The sequence below is a fragment of the Leisingera sp. CC-HEC093 genome (genome assembly GCF_059429195.1).
This window is the reverse complement of record NZ_JCAIJR010000001.1, coordinates 3323283-3347311: the sequence shown is the minus strand read 5'-3', so window position 1 is coordinate 3347311 and position 24029 is coordinate 3323283. Positions and strand designations below refer to the sequence as shown.

General features: G+C 63.6%; 27 protein-coding genes and 1 tRNA gene. 10 read left to right on the top strand and 18 right to left on the bottom strand.

What is annotated here, in order from left to right; all coding sequences use genetic code 11:
* Positions 1-172: 172 nt before the first annotated feature.
* Together AC5STB_RS16425 and AC5STB_RS16420 are read right to left on the bottom strand one after the other, a co-directional pair.
* A complete protein-coding gene (locus AC5STB_RS16425) occupies positions 173-1459 on the bottom strand; it encodes a DNA-packaging protein (RefSeq protein ID WP_495443869.1) in 1287 nt (428 codons plus the stop codon).
* The gene (locus AC5STB_RS16420; protein WP_495443868.1) at positions 1452-1859 is read right to left on the bottom strand and encodes a recombinase; all 408 of its coding nucleotides are present in this window, start codon (positions 1857-1859) and stop codon (positions 1452-1454) included. Before AC5STB_RS16420 ends, AC5STB_RS16425 begins: the two co-directional genes overlap by 8 nt.
* Before the next feature lie 382 nt (positions 1860-2241).
* Here AC5STB_RS16420 and AC5STB_RS16415 point away from each other — a divergent pair, with 382 nt between their 5' ends.
* On the top strand, positions 2242-2640 hold the full coding sequence (locus AC5STB_RS16415; protein ID WP_495443867.1) for a hypothetical protein: 399 nt from the start codon (positions 2242-2244) through the stop codon (positions 2638-2640).
* An 88-nt stretch (positions 2641-2728) separates the two neighbouring features.
* Here the strand turns inward: AC5STB_RS16415 and mltG are convergent, their stop codons facing one another.
* The 3 genes from mltG to AC5STB_RS16400 all read right to left on the bottom strand — a co-directional run bounded on the left by mltG (position 2729) and on the right by AC5STB_RS16400 (position 5414).
* Entirely contained in the window at positions 2729-3886 is a 1158-nt protein-coding gene (gene mltG / locus AC5STB_RS16410) for an endolytic transglycosylase MltG (RefSeq protein WP_495443866.1), read from the bottom strand.
* A complete protein-coding gene (gene fabF / locus AC5STB_RS16405; RefSeq protein WP_495443865.1) occupies positions 3886-5151 on the bottom strand; it encodes a beta-ketoacyl-ACP synthase II in 1266 nt (421 codons plus the stop codon). The genes mltG and fabF overlap by 1 nt, the downstream gene beginning before the upstream one ends.
* A gap of 95 nt (positions 5152-5246) precedes the next feature.
* A complete protein-coding gene (locus AC5STB_RS16400) occupies positions 5247-5414 on the bottom strand; it encodes a hypothetical protein (RefSeq protein WP_495443864.1) in 168 nt (55 codons plus the stop codon).
* A gap of 291 nt (positions 5415-5705) precedes the next feature.
* Here AC5STB_RS16400 and AC5STB_RS16395 point away from each other — a divergent pair, with 291 nt between their 5' ends.
* Together AC5STB_RS16395 and AC5STB_RS16390 are read left to right on the top strand one after the other, a co-directional pair.
* A complete protein-coding gene (locus AC5STB_RS16395) occupies positions 5706-6578 on the top strand; it encodes a PilZ domain-containing protein (RefSeq protein WP_495443863.1) in 873 nt (290 codons plus the stop codon).
* 473 nt (positions 6579-7051) lie between these two features.
* On the top strand, positions 7052-7861 hold the full coding sequence (locus AC5STB_RS16390; protein WP_495443862.1) for a PilZ domain-containing protein: 810 nt from the start codon (positions 7052-7054) through the stop codon (positions 7859-7861).
* A 121-nt stretch (positions 7862-7982) separates the two neighbouring features.
* On the opposite strand, the gene AC5STB_RS16385 is transcribed toward AC5STB_RS16390, so the two are convergent.
* The 5 genes from AC5STB_RS16385 to fabD all read right to left on the bottom strand — a co-directional run bounded on the left by AC5STB_RS16385 (position 7983) and on the right by fabD (position 11928).
* Positions 7983-8726 (bottom strand): 1-(5-phosphoribosyl)-5-[(5-phosphoribosylamino)methylideneamino]imidazole-4-carboxamide isomerase, encoded by a 744-nt coding sequence (locus tag AC5STB_RS16385; RefSeq protein WP_495443861.1) that lies wholly within the window; start codon positions 8724-8726, stop codon positions 7983-7985.
* Positions 8727-8991: 265 nt separating this feature from the next.
* Positions 8992-9225: an acyl carrier protein gene (locus tag AC5STB_RS16380; protein WP_005982462.1), complete on the bottom strand. Its 234-nt coding sequence runs from the start codon at positions 9223-9225 to the stop codon at positions 8992-8994.
* A 417-nt stretch (positions 9226-9642) separates the two neighbouring features.
* Positions 9643-10380: a 3-oxoacyl-ACP reductase FabG gene (gene fabG, locus AC5STB_RS16375; RefSeq protein WP_495443860.1), complete on the bottom strand. Its 738-nt coding sequence runs from the start codon at positions 10378-10380 to the stop codon at positions 9643-9645.
* Between the two features lie 21 nt (positions 10381-10401).
* On the bottom strand, positions 10402-10992 hold the full coding sequence (locus tag AC5STB_RS16370) for a COG3904 family protein (RefSeq protein WP_495443859.1): 591 nt from the start codon (positions 10990-10992) through the stop codon (positions 10402-10404).
* 3 nt (positions 10993-10995) lie between these two features.
* Positions 10996-11928 carry an ACP S-malonyltransferase gene (gene fabD / locus AC5STB_RS16365; protein ID WP_495443858.1) on the bottom strand — a complete coding sequence of 311 codons (933 nt, stop codon included), beginning with the start codon at positions 11926-11928 and terminating at the stop codon, positions 10996-10998.
* Between the two features lie 177 nt (positions 11929-12105).
* Between fabD and AC5STB_RS16360 the strand changes: the two genes are divergently transcribed.
* Positions 12106-13359, top strand: coding sequence for a cytochrome b/b6 domain-containing protein (locus AC5STB_RS16360; RefSeq protein WP_495443857.1), 1254 nt, complete (start codon positions 12106-12108; stop codon positions 13357-13359).
* Between the two features lie 124 nt (positions 13360-13483).
* Here the strand turns inward: AC5STB_RS16360 and AC5STB_RS16355 are convergent, their stop codons facing one another.
* The 4 genes from AC5STB_RS16355 to AC5STB_RS16340 all read right to left on the bottom strand — a co-directional run bounded on the left by AC5STB_RS16355 (position 13484) and on the right by AC5STB_RS16340 (position 15864).
* The gene (locus AC5STB_RS16355; RefSeq protein WP_495443856.1) at positions 13484-13981 is read right to left on the bottom strand and encodes a GNAT family N-acetyltransferase; all 498 of its coding nucleotides are present in this window, start codon (positions 13979-13981) and stop codon (positions 13484-13486) included.
* 117 nt (positions 13982-14098) lie between these two features.
* On the bottom strand, positions 14099-14419 hold the full coding sequence (locus tag AC5STB_RS16350; RefSeq protein ID WP_495443855.1) for a hypothetical protein: 321 nt from the start codon (positions 14417-14419) through the stop codon (positions 14099-14101).
* A gap of 176 nt (positions 14420-14595) precedes the next feature.
* Positions 14596-15174, bottom strand: a complete 579-nt coding sequence (locus AC5STB_RS16345; RefSeq protein ID WP_495443854.1) for a YceI family protein — start codon at positions 15172-15174, stop codon at positions 14596-14598.
* Between the two features lie 156 nt (positions 15175-15330).
* Positions 15331-15864, bottom strand: coding sequence for a hypothetical protein (locus AC5STB_RS16340; protein ID WP_495443853.1), 534 nt, complete (start codon positions 15862-15864; stop codon positions 15331-15333).
* A gap of 302 nt (positions 15865-16166) precedes the next feature.
* On the opposite strand from AC5STB_RS16340, the gene rpsF reads away from it, so the two are divergent.
* From rpsF to AC5STB_RS16310, 6 genes are all read left to right on the top strand, one after another.
* Positions 16167-16520: a 30S ribosomal protein S6 gene (gene rpsF / locus AC5STB_RS16335; RefSeq protein ID WP_019295532.1), complete on the top strand. Its 354-nt coding sequence runs from the start codon at positions 16167-16169 to the stop codon at positions 16518-16520.
* A gap of 28 nt (positions 16521-16548) precedes the next feature.
* On the top strand, positions 16549-16776 hold the full coding sequence (rpsR, locus tag AC5STB_RS16330; protein WP_005982441.1) for a 30S ribosomal protein S18: 228 nt from the start codon (positions 16549-16551) through the stop codon (positions 16774-16776).
* Positions 16777-16788: 12 nt separating this feature from the next.
* On the top strand, positions 16789-17400 hold the full coding sequence (gene rplI / locus AC5STB_RS16325) for a 50S ribosomal protein L9 (protein WP_495443852.1): 612 nt from the start codon (positions 16789-16791) through the stop codon (positions 17398-17400).
* Between the two features lie 180 nt (positions 17401-17580).
* Complete coding sequence (locus AC5STB_RS16320; protein ID WP_495443851.1) at positions 17581-17772, top strand: hypothetical protein; 192 nt, start codon at positions 17581-17583, stop codon at positions 17770-17772.
* 431 nt (positions 17773-18203) lie between these two features.
* The gene (locus tag AC5STB_RS16315) at positions 18204-18689 is read left to right on the top strand and encodes a transglycosylase SLT domain-containing protein (protein WP_495443850.1); all 486 of its coding nucleotides are present in this window, start codon (positions 18204-18206) and stop codon (positions 18687-18689) included.
* A gap of 213 nt (positions 18690-18902) precedes the next feature.
* The gene (locus AC5STB_RS16310) at positions 18903-19361 is read left to right on the top strand and encodes a YqfO family protein (protein WP_495443849.1); all 459 of its coding nucleotides are present in this window, start codon (positions 18903-18905) and stop codon (positions 19359-19361) included.
* A 69-nt stretch (positions 19362-19430) separates the two neighbouring features.
* Here the strand turns inward: AC5STB_RS16310 and tig are convergent, their stop codons facing one another.
* From tig to AC5STB_RS16290, 4 genes are all read right to left on the bottom strand, one after another.
* Entirely contained in the window at positions 19431-20762 is a 1332-nt protein-coding gene (tig, locus tag AC5STB_RS16305; protein ID WP_495443848.1) for a trigger factor, read from the bottom strand.
* Positions 20763-20960: 198 nt separating this feature from the next.
* Positions 20961-22079, bottom strand: a complete 1119-nt coding sequence (locus tag AC5STB_RS16300) for a porin (protein WP_495443847.1) — start codon at positions 22077-22079, stop codon at positions 20961-20963.
* Positions 22080-22423: 344 nt separating this feature from the next.
* The gene (locus AC5STB_RS16295; RefSeq protein ID WP_495443846.1) at positions 22424-23548 is read right to left on the bottom strand and encodes a porin; all 1125 of its coding nucleotides are present in this window, start codon (positions 23546-23548) and stop codon (positions 22424-22426) included.
* A 193-nt stretch (positions 23549-23741) separates the two neighbouring features.
* Positions 23742-23826 (bottom strand) — tRNA-Leu (locus AC5STB_RS16290).
* Positions 23827-24029: the final 203 nt, after the last annotated feature.

Genomic DNA, 24029 nt, shown 5'->3' with positions numbered 1-24029 from the left:
TCTGAATAAAAACAGAAACCGCCCGTTGCGCAGCGGGCGGTTTGCGGAGTTCACGAAGGGCAGCGCCGGTCCGCGGGTGGGCGGGAAGCGCCCGCCCCATCGTGCTGGAAGCACGCCTCCGGCATGACGGAGGGCGGGACGGGCGCTGCCCGGCCTGCGGCCAGGCGGTAGATTACAACACCCTGACCTGCGGCCTGCGCAGGTTGGCAGCAGGCTGGATGATCAGCTCATGCAAGGCCCAGACCAGCGCATCCACCCGGTCCGGCGATCCGCTGCCGCGGTAGCCCTGCGGGGTCATCTGGCACATCTGGTCCTCCAGCTCTCCCAGCCCTGGCAGGTGGCGCACCCGGCCCTGCTCATAAAGCGCGGCCACCGGTTCGGCGCGGGCGGATTTGCCCTTTTTCGCGTGCAAAGCGCGGAACGGTACCAGCGGGTCGGCCTGGCGCAGCACGGTCTCCACCAGGGCGCCGCCCTGGTTGACCTCAGCCACCACCCGTTCGGCGCCAAAGCGGTCGCGGGCGGCCATCACCGCCTGCGCCCAGGCCAGGGGGCCAACCCCCTGCACCGTGCAATCCGCCAGCACATAGGCTTGCCAGTCCTGCGGCGGGCCGTGGGTGATCGCGCCCGCCACCACGATGCCGCAGGCGTCGGAATCCTTGCCCGCGCTGACCGCCGGGTCGACGGCGACCACCACCCGGTCGAGCGGCGGCGGCTCTGCCACCTGGGCCGCCACCAGTGCTGCCGTTGCCCAGAGCGCGCCCTGGATGTCCGACAGCATCACCCCGTCCAGTTCCTGCCGGCCCAGGCGGGTGCCTGCATAGCGCGCCCGTACCTCTGTCAGGAAAGACGGCGCGAGGTTGGCGCGGTTGGCCTCTGTCGGGGCATGGGTGGTGATGGTGCTGGGCGACGCCAGGAGCCGTTTCAGGACGGCTGCGTTGCGCGGGGTGGTGGTGACGCAGACGCGGGGGTCCTGCCCCAGCCGCAGCGCGAACTGCAGCATGTCCCAGCTGTCCTGGCCTTTGCGCCACTTGGCCAGCTCATCCGCCCAGGCGGCGTCGAACTGGGGGCCGCGCAAGGCCTCAGGGTCATGGGCTGAGAATGCCTGCGCCTCAGCCCCGTTGGGCCAGATCAGCTTGCGCTCCGACGCCTTCCACTTGGGGCGGCGGTCGGGGGGCGAACAAGCCAGGATGCCGCTGTCGCCGTGGATCATCACGTCGCGCACCTGGTCATAGGTTTCCGCCACCAGCGCGATGCGCCGGGCGGTGCCGGGGTCATAAGGGGTTGCCCCCTCGGCCAGCGTGCGGACCCATTCGGCCCCTGCCCGCGTCTTGCCCGCGCCGCGCCCGCCCAGGATCACCCAGGCGCGCCAGTCCCCATCCGGCGGGCGCTGGTGGTCCAGCGCCCAGATGTGGAAGAGATGCGGCAGCGCGCACAAGGATTTGCGGTCCAGCTCATCCAAGAACAAGCTCAGGATCGAGGGCGGCACGCAGGCGAGAAAGTCCGAGCTCGACAGCTGCGCGCGCTGCGCCGAGATCGAGTTCGTGTTCGGATTTGAGCATGCGGGCGAATTCGGTGCTTTGTTCTGCAAGGAGTCTCTCCACTTTCTGGCATTCACGGATCAGCTGTTCCAGACGGCTGATCTGCCCCTTGGCGCCGGTTGTTTCATCGGCCCCGTTGGTTTCGAGCTGCTCCCGTAGCTCCTCCGCCTCGTTGCGCAGGCGGTGTATGCTCTCCTGCAGGGATTGCAGGAGATCGGCGGTGTAATGCACCTGCCGCTGCAGGACGGCACCGCCGTCCTGGTCCGGTAATTGGCCCGGTTCTGAGTGGCCCGGTGCCGGGCCGCTGGTCTGATTTGTCATGGATTGGTCTGCCTCATGCGTTTCTTGTCCGCACGAGAGAAAGACGGGACGGCAACCGGCGAAGGGGTCCGGGGCCGTCCATGTTTCTTCCAGCTGCACCACAACCTATACGGGATTATGGTGAAAAAGTCAAGGGTTAGTGGGAGGGGTGCGTACGGTGGGTACGCAACGGGGCATCAATTTGAGAGTACAGAGCACAGACTGCTTTCCATCCCGATGCAGTGGTAACAGCGATCTTTTTCGTCAAATTCCAATTCAAAACGTGAATCAAATGGTGCGAAACTTTCGAGAAGCCCGCCTTTCGAATCCACAATCTGTAGTTGTACATTCTTCTCGCACCACGCTGTGCACCATTGTTTCCATTAATAGCGAGGATCACCAGATGGGTTGGAAAAATCACCAGATCGCCACTGCGCAAGAGTCGACGCCAGTTCATGGCGACAAAGGACAGGTCTTCTACGATGCCACGCTCCACTACGTGTCCATTCCGGAAGATGCGACCATCGTGTTGTCCAGCCACCCGAATGGCGAAGGAGATACGTCGGTCGATGATGTCGTAACTCTGACCCTGACCGACCAGGACGACAATACCAACACCGCCACCTACAAGCATGATTACAGCAACAATTGCTCAGGCGTGGTGACACCGATTCAGCCTCAGGATCTGACAAAACAATTCAGCGCGTTGACGGGTAAGACCGTGAAGGCGACGATTGAGTTTTGCGACCAATGCGGCGGCTACCAAAGCGGTTCGAATTTCTACCTCTGTATTTACACCTGACTGAGGCGCTTACCAGGGAGGGAACCCCTGGATGCAAAAAGGGCGCCATCCGGCGCCCTTTCCCGTTTCTTCTCAGCCCCTCGCAGCCTCAGTTGTTCTGCTGCTGCTGGGCTTCGATCTCGCGCCATTTGGCCACGTTGCGGTTGTGCTCCTCCAGCGTCTCGGCAAAGGCGTGGCCGCCGGTGCCGTCGGCAACGAAGAACACGTAATCCGTGGTCTCCGGGTTCACCGCGGCCTCCAGGCTCGCCATGCCGGGGTTGGCGATGGGCGTGGGCGGCAGGCCCTCGATCACGTAGGTGTTCCAGGGGGTGGCTTTGCGCAGCTCGCTCTGGCGCAGGCCGCGGCCCAGGACGCCCTCGCCCTTGGTGACGCCGTAGATCACCGTCGGGTCGGTCTGCAGGCGCATGCCGCGGTTGAGGCGGTTGGTAAACACAGAGGCGACCATGCCGCGTTCCTCGGCGACGCCGGTTTCCTTTTCGATGATCGAAGCGAGGATCAGCATTTCCTCAGGAGTGGTGACGGCGGCATCGGCAGCGCGGCCCTCCCAGGCGGCGTTGATGCGCAGCTGCTGACGCTCCTGCATCTCTGCCAGCACGGCGGCGCGGTCTGTGCCGGGGGTGACCTCATAGCTGTCGGGTGCCAGCAGGCCCTCCGCCGGGCGTTCGCCCGGATCGCCGTCCAGCACATCCATGGCTTTGAGCGCCTCAACCACCTGCCAGCTGGTCACGCCTTCGGCCAGCGCAATGCGGTAGCGGGTGTCGGCGTCCTGGCGGGTCTCGGTGTACTTGGCCGGGGCCTCATCCTCGCCGAGGACGAAATCGGCGATTTCCTCGAACTTGTTGGTGGCCGGATCCAGTTCCCGCACCAAGGTCTGAGTGCGGGTCACGCCGACGCGGTAGACGATCTCAGTGCCGCAGGTGGAGGCGCCGGAATGGGTGATCCCGTCCACGATGCGCTCCATCGAGGCGCCCGGCTCCACCAGGAAGCTGCCGGCCTTCAGCTGGCCGGTCTTCTCGCTGTATTTGGCGCCGAGACGGAAGATGGTGGCAGAGGAGACCGCGCCCTGTGTTTCCAGGTCGCGGCTGACGCGGGCCATGTTGGAGCCGCGCTCCACCCGCAGGCAGATGGCGGTGTCCAGCGGGCCTTCGGAGGTGTATTGCGACTGGCCCCAAAGGATGAGGCCGCCCAGCAGGAACAGGGCGGCGATCAGGACCGTCAGCATATTAGAGGCGAGGCTGCGCCACATTAGTCAGGCTTTCCGAAGAGAACCGACGCGTTGGTGCCGCCAAAGCCGAAGGAGTTCGACAGCGCCACCTCGATCTTGCGTTCGCGCTTGGCGTTGGGCGCCAGGTCGACCGGGGTCTCAACCGCGGGGTTGTCGAGGTTGATGGTCGGCGGCGCCACCTGGTCGCGGATCGCCAGGATCGAGAAGATCGCCTCAATCGCGCCGGCCGCGCCCAAGAGGTGGCCGGTGGCGGATTTGGTCGAGGACATGGTGACATTGCCTGCGTGATCGCCCAGCAGCCGTTCAACGGCACCCAGTTCGATGGTGTCGGCCATGGTCGAGGTGCCGTGGGCGTTGATATAGTCGATGGCGGAGGGTTCGAGGCCCGCATTCGCCAGCGCTGCCTTCATCGAGCGTTCGCCGCCTTCGCCGTCCTCGGACGGGGCGGTGATGTGGTAGGCGTCGCCGGAGAGGCCGTAGCCCAGCACCTCGGCATAGATCTTGGCGCCGCGGGCCTTGGCGTGCTCGTAGTCTTCCAGCACCACGATGCCGGCGCCCTCGCCCATCACAAAGCCGTCGCGGTCGGCGTCATAGGGGCGCGAGGCGGCCTTGGGGTCGTCGGCGCGTTTGGTGGACAGCGCCTTGCACGCATTGAAGCCGGCAATGCCGATCTCGCAGATCGCGGCCTCGGCGCCGCCCGCGATCATCACGTCGGCGTCGCCGGATTTGATCAGCCGGGCCGCGTCGCCGATGGCGTGGGCGCCGGTCGAGCAGGCGGTCACGACAGAGTGGTTCGGGCCCTTGAAGCCGAAGCGGATCGAGACCTGGCCGGAGATCAGGTTGATCAGCGCGCCGGGGATGAAGAACGGCGACACCCGGCGGGGGCCTTTTTCCTTGATCATCACCGCGGTGTCGGCGATCGAGCTGAGCCCGCCGATGCCGGAGCCGATCATCACGCCGGTGCGCAGGCGGCTTTCCTCATCCTCCGGCGTCCAGCCGGCGTCGCGCACGGCCATGTCGGCGGCAGCGATGCCATAGAGGATGAAGTCGTCGATCTTTTTCTGCTCTTTCTTGATGACCCAGTCATCCGGGTTGAACGTGCCATCCGCGCCGTCGCCGCGCGGGACCTCGCACGCGTAGGTGGTTGTAACGCCGCTTGCCTCGGCATCAAACAGGGTGATGGGGCCGGCGCCCGACTGTCCATCCAGCAACCGGGACCAGGTTTCTTCGACTCCGCTGGCCAGCGGGGTGACCAGGCCCAGTCCGGTGACTACTACTCGGCGCATTCCTTGCTCTCCTATGCCTCGGCAATCCGTCCGTTCAAATAGCTTGGAATGGCAACTGGGTGCAAGAGCGGGTGCGCAGACCGGGTGACGGCACGTCACATGCGCGTTTTCTGTTTGTTTTCCTTGCGTGCACGATTGGTTAACCGCTCCCCTTTGGATTGAATAAATCCGAACCAAGGAACTTGGCGGCTGTTTTCAGTTCCGCCGCGCGGGCTGGAGTTCTGGGCCAAATTGACTCCAGCCCGCTCCTTTTTTTTCGCCACGGCCTTGGCCGGGACAGTCGTCCGGCCCGACCGGGGAACAGCCGCTGTTGCGGCAGCAGGCGGGCAGCTGCGGGGCCACTGTGTGCCTGAAGCGGCCTGCCAAGGGTGCGGCGGCGCCAAGAGGCCATGACCAGCAGCGCGATCGGCGCGCAGCCTTGCTGCAAGCTTGTCCGGAGGCTTCAGTGCCCGCAGCTTTTTGCAGAAACCTTTAACGGCAAGCTTTCGCGTTAACCTCAGATTCGCTTCTGTACGGCAAGATGGCTTCCGGAAAGATGTAAGGAAGACCCCGCCATGCGCAAATGGCTGCCGACAGCTGCACTTCTGCTGACCATTTTCCTGTTGCCCGCGCGCGCGGACGCGACCTGTCCGGTGCATCAGGATCTTTCGGACCTGAACCGGGCTTCGTCAGGATTCCTGACGTATCTCAACAGCGGCCAGGGTGCCTATCGCATCCAGGAGCTGAACCACTGGCTCAGCGTAAATCCGCCTGCGCCGCTGCGCCAGCGGATGCGGGCGGTGGGCATCAATTCAGCCGAGGGCAGCACCCTCAAGCTGATGCAGCAGAACACGATGCTGCTCCAGATACTGGCCAGCCAGGGCCGCATGGCAGCGCTGGAAGGCGCCCGCCACATGGGCATATTCGACCTGCAAGCGGCCTTTGGCACGATGGTCGAGGCGCTGCCCTGCGACCAGTTCAAGGAAGACGGCTATGGCAGCAAGCTGGTGGCGATCAATGCCAATGATGCCCGCCAGCGCCAGCAGATCATCAATGCCGCGATTGCCTGGATATCGTTTCTGGTGCTGGGCGGCAGCGTGCTCTACTTCCTGGACCGGATCGGCATCCGCAAAATCCGCCGCACCAAACGTTACCCCTGCGCGGTTCCTTGCGTGCTGCAGGCCGGGGCGCGGACCGTGCAGGGGCATCTGGTTGACATGAGCCGGGCCGGCGCTAAGGTGCGCCCGGACATGCCCTGCGAAACCTCCGGGCGGGTGCGGCTGTCCTTTGGCGGCCATACCGTGGACGCGCAGGTGCGCTGGACAACAGCCGATTACATCGGCGTGCAGTTCGTTCAGGAGTTCAACTTCATGCAGTTGCACCGGCTGCTGGAGGCCTTCCCGATGGAAGAAGGCGGCCTGCGGGAGGAAGTGCGGCTGGGGCCGTAACGGCCGGTCTGTAACCCGGCTGCGGTACGCGGCGGCGCGTGCCTCCTGCGGCAATCCCCTGCCCTTGTTGGCGGGCTTGCTGCGCTGATGCTGACATCCAATTGAATACGTCCCGCGGCACTGGCCCCGCTTGCCTTTTTGTCCGCAGGCCAGGTGCGGTGCGGAGCGGCGGCGGCTGCCGGTTACCTCGGCGGCTCTTTTTGTGCCTTTTCCAATTCCACCGCATCTGGCTGGAAAAGCCGCCCGTCCGCCGGTCACGCTTTTGCGCCGTATTAACGCTTCTCTGAGGTAGCGTTAATACGCGCGCACTCAGCTTATGATAGATTGTAAGGAATTCAATCGACTGAGACAAATTTCTGAGTTCCTGAGCGAGTTCCTGAATGAAACACTGGCCTTTGATCGTAGCTGCGCTTGCGGCGCCAGCTGCCGTTTTATCCGGCGCGGAAATGGCCGAAGCCTCCAGGGCAACCTGCATGCTGCAATCGGACCTTGTGCTCCTGCAGCACGAGGCGCGCGGTTTCCTTGAGTTTCTGAGAACAGGCACCGGCCCGGCCCAGGCCCGGGAACTGCGGCACTGGCTGCAGGATCACCCGGCAGTGGACCTGCGCGTCAGACTGCGGCGCAGCGGGATGGAAGCGTTTGAGCCGATTACCATGAAGGTGATTACCCAACAGAAAAGCCTGCTGGAAATCTACCGCCTGCATGGCGTGTCCAAGGCGGATGCCAGCGCTGAACGGCTGGGCGCGGCCGCGCTGCTGAATGAGTTTTCCAGCCGCGTCATTCCGCTGCCCTGCGATTTTGCTCCGCCGGAAAATCAGAGAGGTGCCACCGCAACAGGTATAGGCCGCCTCAAGGGGATTTCGCGGGAAACTGCCATTGCCAGCTCCTTGCTGGTATTGCTGTTGGGTGCCGCCGGCGCGTTTCTGGCTGAGCGGCTGGCCCGCAGGCACCGCAGACGGCGGCGGCGGTATCATTGCGCACTGCCCTGCACCCTGCAATGCGGCGCCTACCGGCTGCCGGCCAAACTGGTCGATGTCAGCCGGCTGGGCGCAAAAGTGCGCATTTGGGACCGCAGCGGCACCCCGCTGACAGCGATGCGGAGCGAAGTGCGGGCCGTGCTGCCGCAGATTGGGGAGATTGCCGCGCAGGTGACCTGGCAGACCAGTAACTACATCGGCCTGAAATTCAGCAAACCGCTGACCAAGGACGAAATGCGCAGCCTTCTGAAATGGGCGCCCAAGACCGCGGTTCAGCCGGCAGCCGCGGCAGCGAAACCGGCCTGACTGCCGCACTGACCGCTGCCGCGGCAGAAGCCGCGTGACGGTCTGCCGCCTGAAACTATCCGTGCCCTGGGATCACCCGTGCAAGGGGCGCCTGCGGGGGCAATCCCCCGCAGGCGGTTTGTTACTGGAATTCCGCCACGGGTTCCGGTTCCGGGCGCGCCACTGCCAGAGCATCCTGCACCGACAGCGTTTTGCGGAACAAAGCACGCCCGACAAGAGCGCCGGAGATGTTGTGAATGTATTTCAGCCGAGAGATGTCATCACTGTTGCGCACCACGCCGCTGGCAATCACCGGCAGCTTCACCTGGGAGGCCAGATGCGAGATCAGCCCCATCTGCGCCTCAGTATCGGCGACGTCGGCGTCGATGTCGGTGATGATAATGCCGGCAAAGGGCGTGCCCTCGAATGCCTCCAGATAGGCCTCGGGCGTGAATGCGCCGGAATTGCGCCAGCCTTCGGTCATCACCTGGCCCTGCCAGATATCAACCGCCAGCACGATCTGGTCGGGGTGGCGTTTGGCCAGTTCGCGCACCAGGTCCGGATCGCGGGCCGCCAGGGTGCCGATGACAATGCGCCCTGCCCCCTTGTCGATCCAGTGCTCGACCTGCTCGCGTGAGCGCATGCCGCCGCCCAGCTGCACCGGGATACCGGCGCCGCGGATGATCTGGGTGATCAGCTCCTCGTTGCGATGGTCGCCTTCAAGCGCGTTAAAATCAGTAAGATGCATCCATTCTGCGCCCGCCGCGGCAAAGCCCTTGGCGGTGTCAACCGGATCCACATGCCAGATCTGCGGCTCTTCCAGGCGGCCTTTTTCGAGGGTTACGCAACGGCCGTTCAGAATTTCCATCGTGGGGTAGATGATCATGGTGCCAGACTCCTCTGTATCGCCTCTTGCGGTCAGGTTAGCACGGATTTTTCCGCGCGATACGCCGTTTCATGACCATTTATGGAACAATTGCGGCGCGTTTCGCAGACATCTTTGATAGCGCAAACGGAAAGACCTTTGCGATGCGGCCTGGCGCACAACGCGCGGGGAATCAGAGCCGCATCCGGCACGGCTTGCGGCAAAAGAAAACGGCGCCTTCCCCGTTGGGAAGACGCCGTTTGATCCGGTCATCCGGAAGCGTGGCTTAGGACGCTTCGGAGATAAACTTGACCGCGTCGCCGAAGGTCTGGATGGTTTCGGCTGCGTCGTCCGGGATCTCGATGCCGAACTCTTCTTCAAACGCCATCACCAGTTCCACGGTGTCCAGGCTGTCTGCGCCCAGATCGTCGATGAAGGAGGCGTTTTCGGTGACCTTGTCCTCTTCAACACCCAGGTGCTCAACAACGATCTTTTTAACGCGATCTGCGACGTCGCTCATGTCTCTTCCTCGTTTTTCAGGGCACTCTGCCCGGTTCTGCCCTAGCCCGATCGGGCGGCGTGGTTTTTGCCCGGAGCGGGCGGTGTCATCCCCGGCAGGCGGGGAAAGTGCGGCGTTTCCATTAGGAAATACCAGCGGATATGGGCCGCCTATAGCATAGACCGCAGCCAAGGCAAACGGTTTCGCGCGGTCATCAAGCGGCAGCGCGGCTTGCCTGTGGCGGCTATGAAGCGTGCAGATGGCCTTGTAATCAAGTGGTTGCAAGGCCTGCACCGCATCTTTTTTGCTTTTTCGCCCGTTTTCAACCGTTTGGCGGTGCAAGTTGGCATGGGCTACCGCCCCTTCACCAGAGTGCGCGGACCAAAAAGCCCCGCAGATTGGCTGCGGGGCTTTCCAAAATGCGGCGCTGCAGTGCGCTCAGATCATCGCCATGCCGCCATTCACATGCAGGGTGGTGCCGGTGACATAGCCCGCTTCCTGGCTGGCCAGATACAGCACGGCAGAGGCGATTTCCTTCGAATCCCCCATGCGGCCGGCCGGGATCTGGGTCAGGATCGCGTCTTTCTGGCTGTCGTTCAGCTTGTCGGTCATGGCGGTGGCGATGAAGCCCGGCGCCACGGCGTTGACGGTGATGCCGCGGTTGGCGACCTCATAGGCCAGCGATTTGGACATGCCGATCATGCCGGCCTTGGAGGCGGCGTAGTTGCCTTGGCCCGGGTTGCCGGTGGCGCCCACGACAGAAGAGATGTTGATGATGCGGCCCCAGCGCGCCTTCATCATGCCGCGCAGAACCCCGCGGCACAGGCGCATGGTGGAGGTGAGGTTGACGTTCAGAACGGAATCCCATTCCTCGTCCTTCATGCGCATGAACAGGTTGTCGCGGGTGATGCCTGCGTTGTTGATCAGGATATCGACGGAGCCCATCGCCTCTGCCGCCTGTTTCGGCAGCGCCTCAACCGCTTCGGCGTCCGAGAGGTTGCAGGGCAGCACATGGGCGCGCTCGCCCAGTTCCGCGGCCAGCGTCTTGAGCGGCTCCTCGCGGGTGCCGGACAGCGCCACGGTGGCGCCGGCGGCGTGCAGCGCCCGGGCGATATCGCCGCCGATGCCGCCAGAGGCGCCGGTGACCAGCGCATTCTTTCCAGTAAGATCAAACATGTTTCTTGCCCTCTTGGCTTCTTAGTCCCGCAGGACCGGTTTTGTCAGAAGACCGTAGCGATTTATCTCGGCCTCGGTCATTTGGTGCAGTCCGCTGGCCGGTGCGGCCTGGATCGTGAACCAGTAGAAATCGGCGCTGCCCAGCATCCGGGCAGTGTAGGCCACATAGGGCGCATGCACCGGGTGGCCGGGCGGGTAGGCCCCGGCCGGGTTCTCCCCTTCCCAGGCGTGCACCCCCAGAAAGGCGCCCGGCTCCATCGTGCGTTCGGTGCCGGCCAGGAAGATGTCGACCGCACCGGAGGAAATCTCGCTGGCGGCGGTGACATGGGTATCGAGGCCCAGATCGCGCACCATGTGCCCGAGACGGAGATTGATCTCGCTGTCGATGGAGCCCGGCATGTGCAGCAAAACCAGGCGCCGGGCCTCGGGGTGGCCGGCAATGAACGCGCGGAACTGGTCCAGCGACCGCGCGTTCAGGGTCCCGCTGACCAGAACATCCTGCCCCTGCATCTCGAAGCTGGTGGTCTCCACCAGGTTCGCGGCAAGCCCGCAGCCTGTCAGGACTGCGGCCAGAACGGGGCCGGACGCCAGAAACGAGAACCGTTTCCGCATGGGTTATTCCCCGGTCGCGGCCTTGGCGTCCTCGGGGGTGCCGATCTGGCGGCAGGCCAGCGAGCGGTCGATCTTGCGGATCATGCCCGACAGCGCCTTGCCTGCGCCGATCTCCCAGAACTCTGTGACGCCCTTGGCGGCCATGGCCTGCACGCTTTCGCGCCAGCGCACGGAGCCGGTCACCTGCTCGACCAGCAGCTGGCGGATTTCGTCCGGGCTGGTGACGGCATCGGCGCGCACGTTGGCAATCAGCGGCACTGCGGGCGATTTGATATCCACGCCTGCCAGCGCCTCGGCCATGGCGTCCGCCGCGGGCTGCATCAGGGCGCAGTGGAAGGGGGCGGAGACCGGCAGCATCACCGCGCGCTTGGCGCCCTTTTCCTTGGCGATCTCAGCGGCGCGTTCCACGGCCGCCTTGGCGCCGGAAACCACCACCTGGGTGGGGTCGTTGTCATTGGCGGCCTGACAGACGTCGCCCTGGGCGGCTTCTTCAGCCACCGCGCGCACGGTGTCGAGGTCAAGGCCAAGGATCGCAGCCATGGCGCCCTCACCCACCGGCACCGCGCTTTGCATTGCGAGGCCGCGGGTGCGCAGCAGGCGGGCGGTATCAGCAACTGAAATGGCGCCGGCGGCGGCCAGTGCAGAGTATTCACCCAGGCTGTGGCCTGCGACGAAGGAGGCCTTATCAATGGTGACGTCTTCGGCCTCCAGCGCGCGCATGGCGGCCATGGAGGTGGCCATCAGCGCGGGCTGGGCGTTCTGGGTCAGGGTCAGGGTTTCGATGTCGCCCTCCCAGATCAGCTGGCTCAGGCTTTCCCCAAGCGCATCATCCACCTCGTCAAAGATGGCCTTGGCGGCCGGATAGGCCTCAGCCAGTGCCTTGCCCATGCCGATGGTCTGGGCGCCTTGCCCGGGGAACACAAATGCGATCGTCATTGATGACCTCGTCCGTTTTAGCGTTTTGCCTGATGTACCCGCCCTTTCCCTAACGTACAAGCAAAGCTGCGATCTGCGCACGAAACCTGTGCATCTGCTGACAGCACTCGAGCGTTGCAACCGGAACAGGCGCGGTTAGGTTATGGGGAACCGGATTTTGACCAGGAACCGCACCCCATGTCCCGCTCAAACACTTTTTCATCCTATGGCAGCGTCGCAAAGGGCTTTCACTGGCTGACCGCGCTGCTGATCTTTTCCGCCTTTCCGCTGGGCTTTATTGCCAATGAACTGGCGCATGAGATCCAGAGCCCCGGGTTTGACGGCAGCCAAGCGGTGATAGAGCGGGCGACGCTGCTGTTCTCCTTGCACAAGACCATCGGGGTGGCGGTGTTCTTTACCGCGCTGTTGCGCATCCTGTGGGCGCTGAGCCAGCCGAAGCCCGGCCTGCTGCACCCGGACCGCAAGGCGGAGGCGCTGGCGGCGGAGATGGTGCATTGGCTCTTGTACGGCTCGCTGGTGGCGGTTCCGCTGTCGGGCTGGATTCATCATGCGGCAACCACCGGCTTTGCGCCGATCTGGTGGCCGTTCGGGCAGAGCCTGCCGTTTGTGCCGAAATCGGAGGCGGTGGCCGGGCTGTTTGGCGGCCTGCACTGGCTGCTGGTGTGGACGCTGGCGGCGGCGCTGGGGCTGCATATTGCCGGCGCGCTGAAACACCATATGATCGACCGCGACGCCACCCTGCGGCGGATGCTGCCGGGCCGCGGAGCCCTGCCCAAGCCGCCCGCCCAGGCGCACAGCCTGGTGCCGCTGCTGGCCGCCATGGCGGTCTGGGGCGGCGTGCTGGGCGGCGGTGCGGCGCTGGGCATCCTTGGCGGCCATGACCACAGCCACGATCACGCCGCAGAAGGCACCGTTGCCCCGGTTGTGGCCGCTGCCCCGGAGACTACGGGCGGCTGGGCGGTGCAGTCCGGCACACTGGGGATTTCCGTCACCCAGATGGGCAGCGTGATCAATGGCAGCTTTGGCGAGTGGACGGCGGTGATCAACTTTGAGGAGCCGGCGGCACCCGGCCCGGCCGGCGATGTGGAAGTGACCATTGCAATCCCCTCGCTGGAGCTGGGCTCAGTCGCGAGCCAGGCGATGGGCGCGGATTACTTTGACAGCGCCAACTTCCCCACCGCGCAGTTCAAGGCGGAGATTGAGAAGCTGGCCGAGGGCTATCAGGCAGCGGGCACGCTGACCATCAAGGGGGAGACGGTGCCAGCCACCCTGCCCTTTGACCTGGAGTTGGACGGGGAGACCGCGAAGATGACCGGCGGGCTGACGCTGAACCGGCTGGATTTCGGGGTTGGCAAAAGCCTGCCGGACGAAAGCTCGCTGGCGTTTGCCGTGGATGTTTCCGTGGAGCTGGAAGCAAAACGGGAGGAGTGATCCGGGGTGTTCACGCCCTCCCGCGCCTGAGGATGCACCGGCTGCGCCGGCGCCCCCTGGCAGCCTTGGGCCCGGCGCCGCGCTAACGCGCGGCGCTTTGCCGTTCCGCGGCACCGGCATCAGGCTATCCGAACATTTTCTCCAGGATCACAACGCCGATGTCCGGCAGCGAAGCATCCCGGCCGGAAAACACACTGCGGCCGGTTTCGGCAAATCCCCATTTTCCATAAAAGGGCACCGCATTGAGAGTTGCTTCGATGCGCACATGCCCTGAGCCCGCTGTCAGCGCGTCATCGAGTGCGCGCTGCATCAGCCCGGCCCCGGCGCCCAGGCCGGTGTATCCGGCGGCAACGAACAGGCGCTTGATTTCCCCCGGCACGCCATGGGCGAACCCCACCGGCGTCCGGGCGGCCTCAGCGATCCAAATTTCGCCGCTGGCGCAATCCGCAAAGTAATCTGCAGGAACCCGTCCCGCCATCCAGCTGTCCACCACCTCTTGCGGGTAGGGATCAGGTGCCAGACGGCTGACCGATGCGCCGACAAGATCAAAGACTGCCTGTGCGTCCCCGCGGCGCGACCGCCGGTAGCGGATACTGCCCTTCAGGGCCGTTTTCTGTGCCACTGCGTTCTCCTGCTTTTAGGGGCGGCCGGTGCCCCGCCAGGTTTCTTGCACAGTTTCCAACCTGCGTTCAACATGCCAGGCTTGTGTTTTCAAACCGCCCTCAACCAGAGCGGAAGACTAGTGGCTGTGCCGGTAGTATCCGCCGTGACGGGAGCGGTGGCGGTGGATGCCCCGGTAGTGATGCCGGTGCCGTTTGACATGATGACGCCCGCCGTAGGGCTTGTAATAGGTGCGCGGATAATAGTCGTGGCTATAGCCGCGGTGGCGGTGCTTTCTGTCGTCCAGGCTTTTGGCGATGATACCCAGGGCAATCAGCCCGGCAAGGGCGCCAGCGGCATTGCTGCCTCTGTCATGCGCGGCGGCTGGCGCGGTGAACGCCAGATTGGCTGCGAGGGCCAATGCCGCGCAGGCTGCTGTGAGAGAGCCGAAACGGAACATGGTGCCTCCTTTTCGAGGTGGCCTTTGGGGCCGTCTTCAGCCTGTGCCATCGGCAGCCAAAAGGCCAATGAACTCCTCTCACGGTTCGGGGAGGCCCAGTGCCCTGCAGACAAAAGAAAACCGCCGGCCCCTGAGGGAGCCGGCGGCTGGAAATCCGGTCGGACGCAGCTGAGGGATCAGCTGTCGGCCTTCATCGCCTCGACCGAGATCTTGATGTTGACCTCGTCGCTGACGAAAGGCGCGAACTGGCCCAGGTTGTAGTCGGTGCGCAGGATCTGGGTGGTGGCGTCAAAGCCGGCCCAGGGTTTCTTGGCCATCGGGTGCTCGCCCGCCTGGTTCAGTTTGGCGTCCAGCACCACGGATTTGGTCACGCCGTTCAGAGTCAGATCGCCGGTGATCTTGGCAGTGTTGTCGCCGGTCACCTCAATGCCGGTGGAGGTGAAGCTGATGGTTTCATCCTCGGTAGCGTCAAAGAAATCCTTGGTCATGAAGTGGTCGAACCGGGCCTGCCAGCCGGTGAACATGCTGCTGAGCGGCATCGACACCGACACGCTGGAGGCTGCCGGGTCTTCCTGGTCGAACATGATCTCGCCTTCGAAGCCGGCGAACAGCCCGTAGGTGGTCGAATAGCCCAGGTGATTGTAATCGAACAGAATCTGGCTGTGGCTTGCGTCCAGAACATATTTTTCCGGTGCGGCGGCGGCGCCGGTTGCAGCGGCAGCGGCCAAGGCGGCGGCAAGCAGGGTATTTTTCATTTCAAAGGCTCCGAATTGAAGAATTTACATGGCAACAGATGTGGCGATTTCTTTCCCGAAGGGAAGGCCGCAAAAACCAACATTATCTGTGAGTGCGCGAACACAAAACCCGGCTGCGGGCAGCCGGGTCCGGTCTCGCGGGAATGTGAACGCGTGTTACGTCAGGATCCGCACCGCGCCGCTGAGCTGGTCGCGCAGCTGGCTGCGCAGGGCGGCGGAGCCCAGCGGCAGTTCGATCAGCAGGCTGCCGTCGCCTTCGTACATCTGCACCGAAGAAGCAGTCAGCCGCACCCCGCCGAGGCTGCCGTAGCTGCGGCGCAGGACAGTGCGCGGGCGGCCCTGGGCGTCCCGCTTCAGCAGGCGCAGCTCGCGGCGCACCGGGTCGAAACAGGCTTCGGGGCTGCCCTCGGGGTGATGGGCGGTCAGCAGCACCAGCCCGGTCAGCAGAAAGGCGATCGACACGCCGATCCGGATCAGGTTCATTTCCGGATCCGCGCCCGCCCCCTGCACCAGCCACAGCCCGACCGAACCGAGGACCATCGCCGCGCCGAGCAAGCGCACCATGACAACCCGCACCCGCCAGTTGGCCTGCAGCCGCAGGCGCAACGGCATCTGCCCCGCCAGGCTGCCCAAGGCGTCCGCTGCAAAAGCTCTGCCGGCCTGCGGCGGAATTTGATCTGTCACTGCCATTGCTCTGCTCCCTTCCCAAGCTGCCCTTGCCGACTTTGCGGCCCGCGGCGACCGTCCGCGTTAAGGCTTCATTAATAAGTGAAGACCGGCATTGCGGCAGGATTGGGGCATGCATGCGGTTTTGCCGCGGCGGGGGTCCGGGGCCTGCTGCGATGCCCTTTTGCCTTGCTCTTTCGGCCGCAGCCTGTATAGGAGGCCCTGCTTCCGCGACTTCTTCGATCCGCGCAGCCTCTCGTGACCGGGCAGCGGAAGTGTGACATGCCCCGTCTATGAAATGCGCCTAGACACAAACAGGAGTTCGCATGCCACTCTATGAGCATGTCATGATTGCGCGTCAGGACCTGTCCAACTCGCAAGCTGAAGGCCTCATCGAACATTTCGGTGCTGTTCTGTCCGACAACGGCGGCAAGCTGGTCGAGCAGGAGTACTGGGGCGTCAAGACCATGGCCTACAAGATCAACAAGAACCGCAAGGGCCACTATGCCTTCCTGAAGACCGACGCACCGTCGGCCGCCGTTCAGGAAATGGAGCGCCTGATGCGTCTGCATGATGACGTGATGCGCGTCCTGACCATCAAGGTCGACGAGCACGCCGAGGGCCCTTCGGTCCAGATGCAGAAGCGCGACGAACGCGGCGACCGCCGTGAACGCCGCTGATCAACGCTTGAGAAAAGGACGCTAAATCATGGCAGCCAAACCGTTTTTCCGCCGCCGCAAGGTTTGCCCGTTCTCGGGTGATAATGCGCCGAAGATCGACTACAAAGACACCCGTCTGCTGCAGCGCTACATCTCTGAGCGCGGCAAGATCGTGCCTTCGCGCATCACCGCCGTTTCGGCAAAGAAGCAGCGTGAGCTGGCCCGTGCTATCAAGCGCGCCCGCTTCCTCGCCCTGCTGCCCTACGCCGTGAAGTAAGGAGATAAGCAGATGCAAGTTATCCTTCTTGAGCGCGTTGCAAAGCTGGGCCAGATGGGCGACGTCGTTGACGTGAAGCCCGGGTTTGCCCGCAACTTCCTGCTGCCGCAGGGCAAGGCAAAAACCGCCTCTGACGCCAACATCGCTTCCTTCGAAGCCCAGAAAGCGCAGCTGGAAGCGCGCAACCTGGAGACCAAGAAAGAAGCCGAGGCTCTGGCAGAGAAGCTGGACGGCCAGCAGTTCATCGTGATTCGCTCCGCTTCGGATGCGGGCGCGCTGTACGGCTCGGTCACTCCGCGCGACGCGGCTGACGCAGCCACCGAAGCCGGTTTCTCGGTCGACAAGAAACAGGTCGCCCTGATCGCTCCGATCAAGGACCTCGGCCTGCACTCGGTCTCCGTGAAACTGCACCCGGAAGTCGAAGCCAACATCGAACTGAACGTCGCACGTTCGGCAGAAGAAGCCGAGCTGCAGGCATCGGGCAAATCGATCCAAGAGCTGGCCGCCGAAGAGGAAGCCGCTGCTGAGTTCGAGATTTCCGAGCTGTTCGACGACATCGGCTCTGCCGCGTCTGACGACGACGACGCACCGGTTGCTGACGACGCTGGCGAAGAAACCAACTGACCCCGTTCGGGACAGTGAGACACGGAAAAGGCCGTCCTTTGGGGCGGCCTTTTTCATTCTGTCCGCCACTAGCGAAGAACCGAGGCAAATTGCACGCAAATCCCCCGCCCCGGAATAACCATCTGTTTGCCGCATTCGGCCAGAATACTCCGTGAGTGGAGTGAGAAAGGGGGATGCGCCATGCAGGACGCATTGGAAAGTGAAGAGCTGGCGCTGCGGCGGCGGCTGTTGTTCCGGCTGCTGCGCAGCGGCGGGCCGGCCGGCTGCGCCGCGCGTGCGGAGACCATTTCGGAGCTGGTTCCGAGGGGGCTGATTGCGCCGGGGGAAAGCCTGTTTCAGGCGGCATCAGCGGCAGACCGCAAACCGGTCTGAGCCCGCACCGGCCGCTGCGGCACGGGGAGCGGCACGGCGGACTGCAAGCCGGTTTTGCACCCTCGGCGCAACTTTGCGCGCGGAGGCCGCTGCCGGTGGTTATAGGGACCGCGAAATTTGGGAAACAGCCGCGGCCCCTTCTGCCCGACATGGTCAGCTGCCCCACAGGCGTGAGGGGCAAACTGCCCTGAGGGTTGTTCTGCCTCAATGCGCAACACCAATATGTAGTGGCCCGCCATATTTAACAAACCTCTAATCATTAAAGTTTGATGCACCTGGAGCGCGGCCTGCGGGCCACCGCGGAACCGGCAGAACCCGCCGCAGGGAATGGCGGTTCCCCGCCGCTTCGGAACGCTGCGGCACGGGTGCCGTTGCAGCCGCCGGCGATCCGGCTAATCTGCCGGTTGTGAGAAACCGCTTTCGGAGGCCGCATGACGCGCCGGACCACTCTGATCTTATTTATAGCTGCCGCAGCGCTGTCTGCCTGCGCCAGCACCGCCTCCCCGCCGGAGGTGACCCGGGCGGCCCCGCCGCTCTACCCGAATGAGACACCGGAACTGCGCCGGAAGATCAACTATTGGGCGGATCACTACGACGTCCCGCGCAGCCTGGTGCACCGGCTGGCAGTGCGCGAAAGCACCCACCGGCCCTGGGCGGTGAACCGCCCTTATTACGGGCTGCTGCAGATCCTTCCCGCAACAGCGCGGTCGATGGGGTTCAAAGGACAACCCCGGGATCTTCTGGATGCCAATACCAACCTGCAATTTTCCGTGAAATACCTGCGCGGTGCCTGGCTTCTGGCCGATGGCAGCCAGGATATGGCCGTCAAACACTACTCGCGCGGCTATTACCACGAGGCCAAGCGCCGCGGCATGCTGGTTGAAACCGGCCTGCGGCAGGCGCCGTCGGGCGGCTGAACCTCCCCGGCCGCAGCGCCCCGCAGGGGCGCTGCCCGGCCCAACGGGACGCAGGGACGTCCGCAGGACGGCACCAAGGACGGGCGGGAGCACCTGTTTTCTGACCTGGCACCGCGTTCCTGCAAGGCCAAACGCTTCGCCCCGCAGCGAACCGTTATTTCCCGCGTCCTTGCCTGCGCGGGCTATCCAGACAGAAAGCAACTGGAGAGCCCCATGATGCAGCCTCGCCTCGACAACGACAGGTTCATTCCCGAAGATGGCCTGCGGATCACCGTCCAAGTGCCGGAACCCCACGCAAAAAGGATCGCTGATGCGGTTCTGACTGTGGTCCCGCTGACTTACGGAGATTACGACCGTGTCAGCTTCCAGACAGCAACAGGTGTTCAAAGCTTCCGGTCCCTGGGGAGCGGACGGAACGCAGCGACCGGCACTGCTGTCGAGGTGCCCTGTGCGGAGCTGTCATTCTTTCTGTCCTGCGATGGCCAACAAACCGTGCAGGTTCTTAAGAGCATCTACGCGTCACACCCTTACGAGGAGCCGGTGATCTTTGTGACGCCTTGCACCCGGACGCTGCATATCCGGGGCATGGATGAAGACAATCCCAACAGGTTCTGGAACCGCGAGCCCGAAAACTGGGTGCCGGAAGAACACCGGCAGGACAGTCAGAGCTGACAGGAAACCTCCAACGAAAAAGGCCGCCCATCCGGGCGGCCTTTCCGTAGATCATAGAAGGAAGGGAGATTACTCCTCTTCCAGTTCCTCAACGGCTTTCTGCAGCTCGTCCTTGGAGATCTCTTTCTCGGTGACTTTGGCTTGTTCGACGATGTGGTCGACAACCTTGTCTTCGAAGATCGGCGCGCGCAGCTGCTGCTGCATCTGGGCGTTCTGCTGGATGAACTCGAAGAACTGGCGTTCCTGGCCCGGGTACTGGCGGGCTTGCGCCATGATCGCCTGGGTCATTTCGGCGTCGGTCACTTCGACCTCGGCTTTCTGGCCCAGCTCAGCCAGCAGCAGGCCCAGACGGACGCGGCGCTCAGCCAGTTTGGTGTGCTCTTCGGTGGTTTCGATCTCGCCGTGATCGTGGCCCTGAACCTCAGGGTTTTCCTCGTGCCACAGCTGGTGCGCGATCTGCTTGGCCTCAGCGTCGACCAGCGACGGCGGCAGGTCGAAGGAGACCAGGGTGTCCAGCTTGTCCAGCAGCGCACGCTTCATCACCGCGCGGGCAGCGCCGGCGTATTCGGCTTCCAGGCGCTCGGTGATCTGGGCCTTCAGCGCGTCCAGGTCGTCGGCGCCGAATTTCTTGGCCAGCTCGTCATCGATCTCAGCCGCTTTCGGGGCTTTGACTTCTTTGACGGTGCAGGAGAACACGGCCTCTTTGCCGGCCAGGTGCTCTGCGCCGTATTCTTCCGGGAAGGACACGGTCACGTCTTTTTCTTCACCGGCCTTGGTGCCGACCAGCTGCTCTTCGAAGCCGGGGATGAAGGAGTTGGAGCCCAGGGTCAGCGGGTAGTCGTCGCCTGCGCCGCCATCGAAAGCTTCGCCGTCGATCTTGCCGACAAAGTCGATCACGACCTGGTCGCCGTCTTCCGCTGCAGCGCCGTCTTCGCGGGCTTCGAATTCCTTGGCGGTTTCGGCCAGGTTGTTCAGCGCCTCGGTGACAGCTTCGTCTTCCGCCTTCACAACCAGCTTTTCCAGCTCAACGCCGGAAAAATCGACTTCGGGGATTTCCGGCAGTGCCTCATAGGACATCTCGACGTTGACGTCGTCGCCTTCTTTCCAGTCTTCGTTGGTCATCTTGACGTCGGGCTGCAGCGCCGGACGGTCGCCGCTGTCCTCGAAATGCTTGTTCATGGCGCCGTCGATGGATTCCTGCATCGCTTCGCCTATCAGGCGCTGGCCGAACTGCTTTTTCAGCAGTGCCATCGGCACCTTGCCCTTGCGGAAACCTTTCATTTCGACTTCCGGCTGGGCTTCGACCAGCTTTTCGTTGACCTTCTCGTCCAGCTCGGCGGCGGTGACGGTGATGGCGTAGCCGCGTTTCAGACCTTCGTTCAGCGTCTCGGTGACCTGCATCCTATTCCCCATAGAGATTCGGGGCCCCTGCGCAGAGGTGCCCCCAGACAATTTGCGGTCTTCTATTTCCCCCGGAGCCCCGGCGCAAGGGGCATTGCCGGTTTGCTGTGCAATCCTGCGGAATTCCCGGCCTGCAAACGCAAAAAAACACGCCCGCAAAGGGGCGTGTTTCCTGTTCTGTGTCCGAGGGGAGAGACGTCAGAACTTCCAGCGGGCGCCGGCCAGGATCACATTGGCGTCCTGGTAGGTGGTGGCGCTGCTGTCATCGTAGGAGTAGTCGCGGTAGGCCAGGTAGGTTTCGACGTTGTAGGCGTCGATCTTCTGGACTGCAGCGATGCCCCAGGATTCGGCACTGTCGCCATTGGTCACCATGTCAGAGCCGTCATAGTAGTCGACCGAGAAGGAGGTCGAGCCGGCAGAGATCAGATCCGCCGAGTAGCCCAGCTTGGCGTAGGCGTAGCTGCCTGCAATGTCGCGCTCGCCTGCGGCAACGTTCAGCGACAGGCCAGTGGCCTTGTGCAGCACCGCAAAGGAGCCGGAAATGTCGCGGGCGTCTTCCTCGCCGGTTTCTTCGGTCCAAGAGGCGCCGATACCAGTGTCGATGGCGAACCCGGCGGCATCGTCGTTGGCCCAACGCACGGCCACGTCATAGCTTTCGCGGTCGTTGGCGTCCTTCAGCACATCGGTGCCCCAGGAGGTCGACAGAGTGAAACCCGCAAGCTCTGGCGAATCGTAGCGGACGCGGCCCAGGCGGCTGCCGTCCAGATCGGTGAAGGCGTCGCCGATATCGACGCTGCTGAGCGTGCCCGCGCCGGTGCGGAAGGCATAGCCGCCCGCGGAATCGGCAACCGAGTTGGACGCGCCAAGGCCGGTGCCGGAGAAATCCGCGCCGGTGATGCCGTCAGTTGCCATCGAGCCCTGACCGGCCGAAAAACGGCCGTAACGCGCGGTGTCGAACTGGAAATCGACGTGGCGGATGTTGGTGCGGTCCCAGCTCAGGTTGTCGCCGGTGGACAGCTGGCTGACCCCGTCCGATCCGCGGAAGCCGAATGCGGTTTCAAAGCGGAACCGCAGAGTGTTTTCGCCATAGGCCTGCTCCAGCTCAAAGCCGATGCGCGAATTCGACGCCTCGTTGTCGACCAGCCGGTTGAAGTCTTCCTCGCCGTCGTCAAAGGACTGGTAAGCGGGGTTGAACTGGCCGTACCAGCGGAAGCTGCCGCCGGTGTCGTTGGTATAGGTGGGGCCTGCAAAAGCCGGGGCCGCGAGTGCGGCTGCGAGGGAGGCTGCGCCGGCGCGGGCTGCAAATTTGGTTTTCATGTCCTGTCTCCTGTTCCGCCGCTTGCGGACACTGCCCGGCACAGGCCGGCGCCGGAGCCGAGGGAGCCTCCGGGCGCGTGACGTGAATTCCGGGTCAGATGACCGTTGCGGCAATTTTGAAAATCTGCTCGTGGCAAAAAATCTCCTGCAACCTAGCGCTGCCGCGGATCGGGTGATGTGAAGACGATTACGTTTGCGCCCCGCCCGGCGCAAAGCAGATATGCAGGCGGCGCAACCCTGGCCGGACTTCAGCCCGGCTTACCGGTTCGGAGACTGGCACTGCCCGCCAGAAAAAACGCTCCGGCAGGCCGGAGCGTTCTGTCTTGCCATAGTTTTTCCGCGCGTCAGAATTTCCAGCGCGCGCCCAGCACCCATGTCGTCAGGTCCTGGTATGAGGCCGCTGCGTCCTCATATTCATATTCCTGGTATGTCAGGTAGATGTCGGTGTTGATGCGGTCGACCTTCTGGGCCAGACCGACGCCCCAGCCCTTGGTGCTGGAACCGGTGACGTTGAAATCCTCGCCGTCGTAGTAATGCACGCCGAAGCCGGTCTTGCCCCAGGGCAGCCATTCGTTCTCATACCCGATCTTGGCGTAGTAGTAGCTGGGGTCGCTGGCCCCTGCCGCGTCATTGTCGCGGGTGCCGCCGGCAACGGTGAAGCTGATGCCGCTGTCCAGCAGCACCGAGGCAGAGCCGATCACGTCGGACCGTTCATCGCCGCCGTCCTCGCGCACCTGATAGGCCAGGGAAGCGGCGAAATCGGCAGCGCCGAAGTCCTGCCCGTAAGACACGCCCAGGTCATAGTAATCGGCATCATCCGACGACGACAGCACGTTCTTGCCCCAAGCGATGCCGGCGGAAAAGCCATTGTAATCCGGTGTGTCGTAGCGGATCCGGCCGCGGCGGGAGCCGTCGAGGTTGTCAAAGGCGGCAACCAGCGCCGGCCCGCTGAGCACGCCTGCGGTGTCGCGGATCAGAAAGCCCGCATTCGAATCAACGGTATAAGAGTAAAGCGCGGTGCCGACGTAGGACAGGTCGGTCTCAGCCGCGCCGTCCGCCACCATGCTGCCCTGCCCTGCAGACAGTTTGCCCCAGCTGCCTTCCAGCCAGAAATCCACGTGGCGCAGGTCCGCCCGGGTCCAGCCGCTGTAGTCGGAGCCGAACTGGTTGACCTCGGTCGAGTTCGGAAAGCCCAGCCCGGTCTCGAACCGGAAGCCGAAGGTATTGGCGCCGATCGGCTGCATCAGCCGCAAACCGATCCGGGAGCGGGACAGGTCATTGTCGAGCAGGTTTGTTTCGGTTTGCTCGCCATCGTCGACTGAGATGATGGCGGGGTTGAGCTGGCCATAGATTTCAACATAGCCGCCGGAGTTGTTTTCGTATTTCAGCTCAGCCAGAGCCGGAAGCGCCAGGACGCACAGTGCAGTCCCCGCCGCCGTGGTTGTTTTCAGAAGACGTTTCACGGCCATCCCCCTCATTCACAATACACTGATAAACACTTGGGCCGGCCGTTGGCCGCGGATGGCCGCAGGCCGACGGCAGATTATAGCACAGGCATGGCCAAAGCGGAAAAACTATCAGATGCCAGGGTAAAGCCGGCCAAGCGCCGCCGGCAGCGCCGCGATCAGGCGGTGAAGCCACTGGATGAAAGCTGCTTGTGAGTGGTGCGGGTGAAGGGACTTGAACCCCCACGCCTTGCGGCGCCAGAACCTAAATCTGGTGCGTCTACCAATTCCGCCACACCCGCACGACACGACAGGCTTGCCCATCGTGTGACGCGCTCAATAGCAAAGCTTGGCGGGGGATGCGAGGGGAAATCGTGCACCGGAAGCCGCTGTGCAAAACGGCAACAATCCGTCCGGAATATCGCAACAATAAGCGGCTTTTCGCGCAAAAAGGCTGGGCCTGGAATCCCCTTGTGCCGTAGTTTGGCAAAAAAGTCTGAGGCAG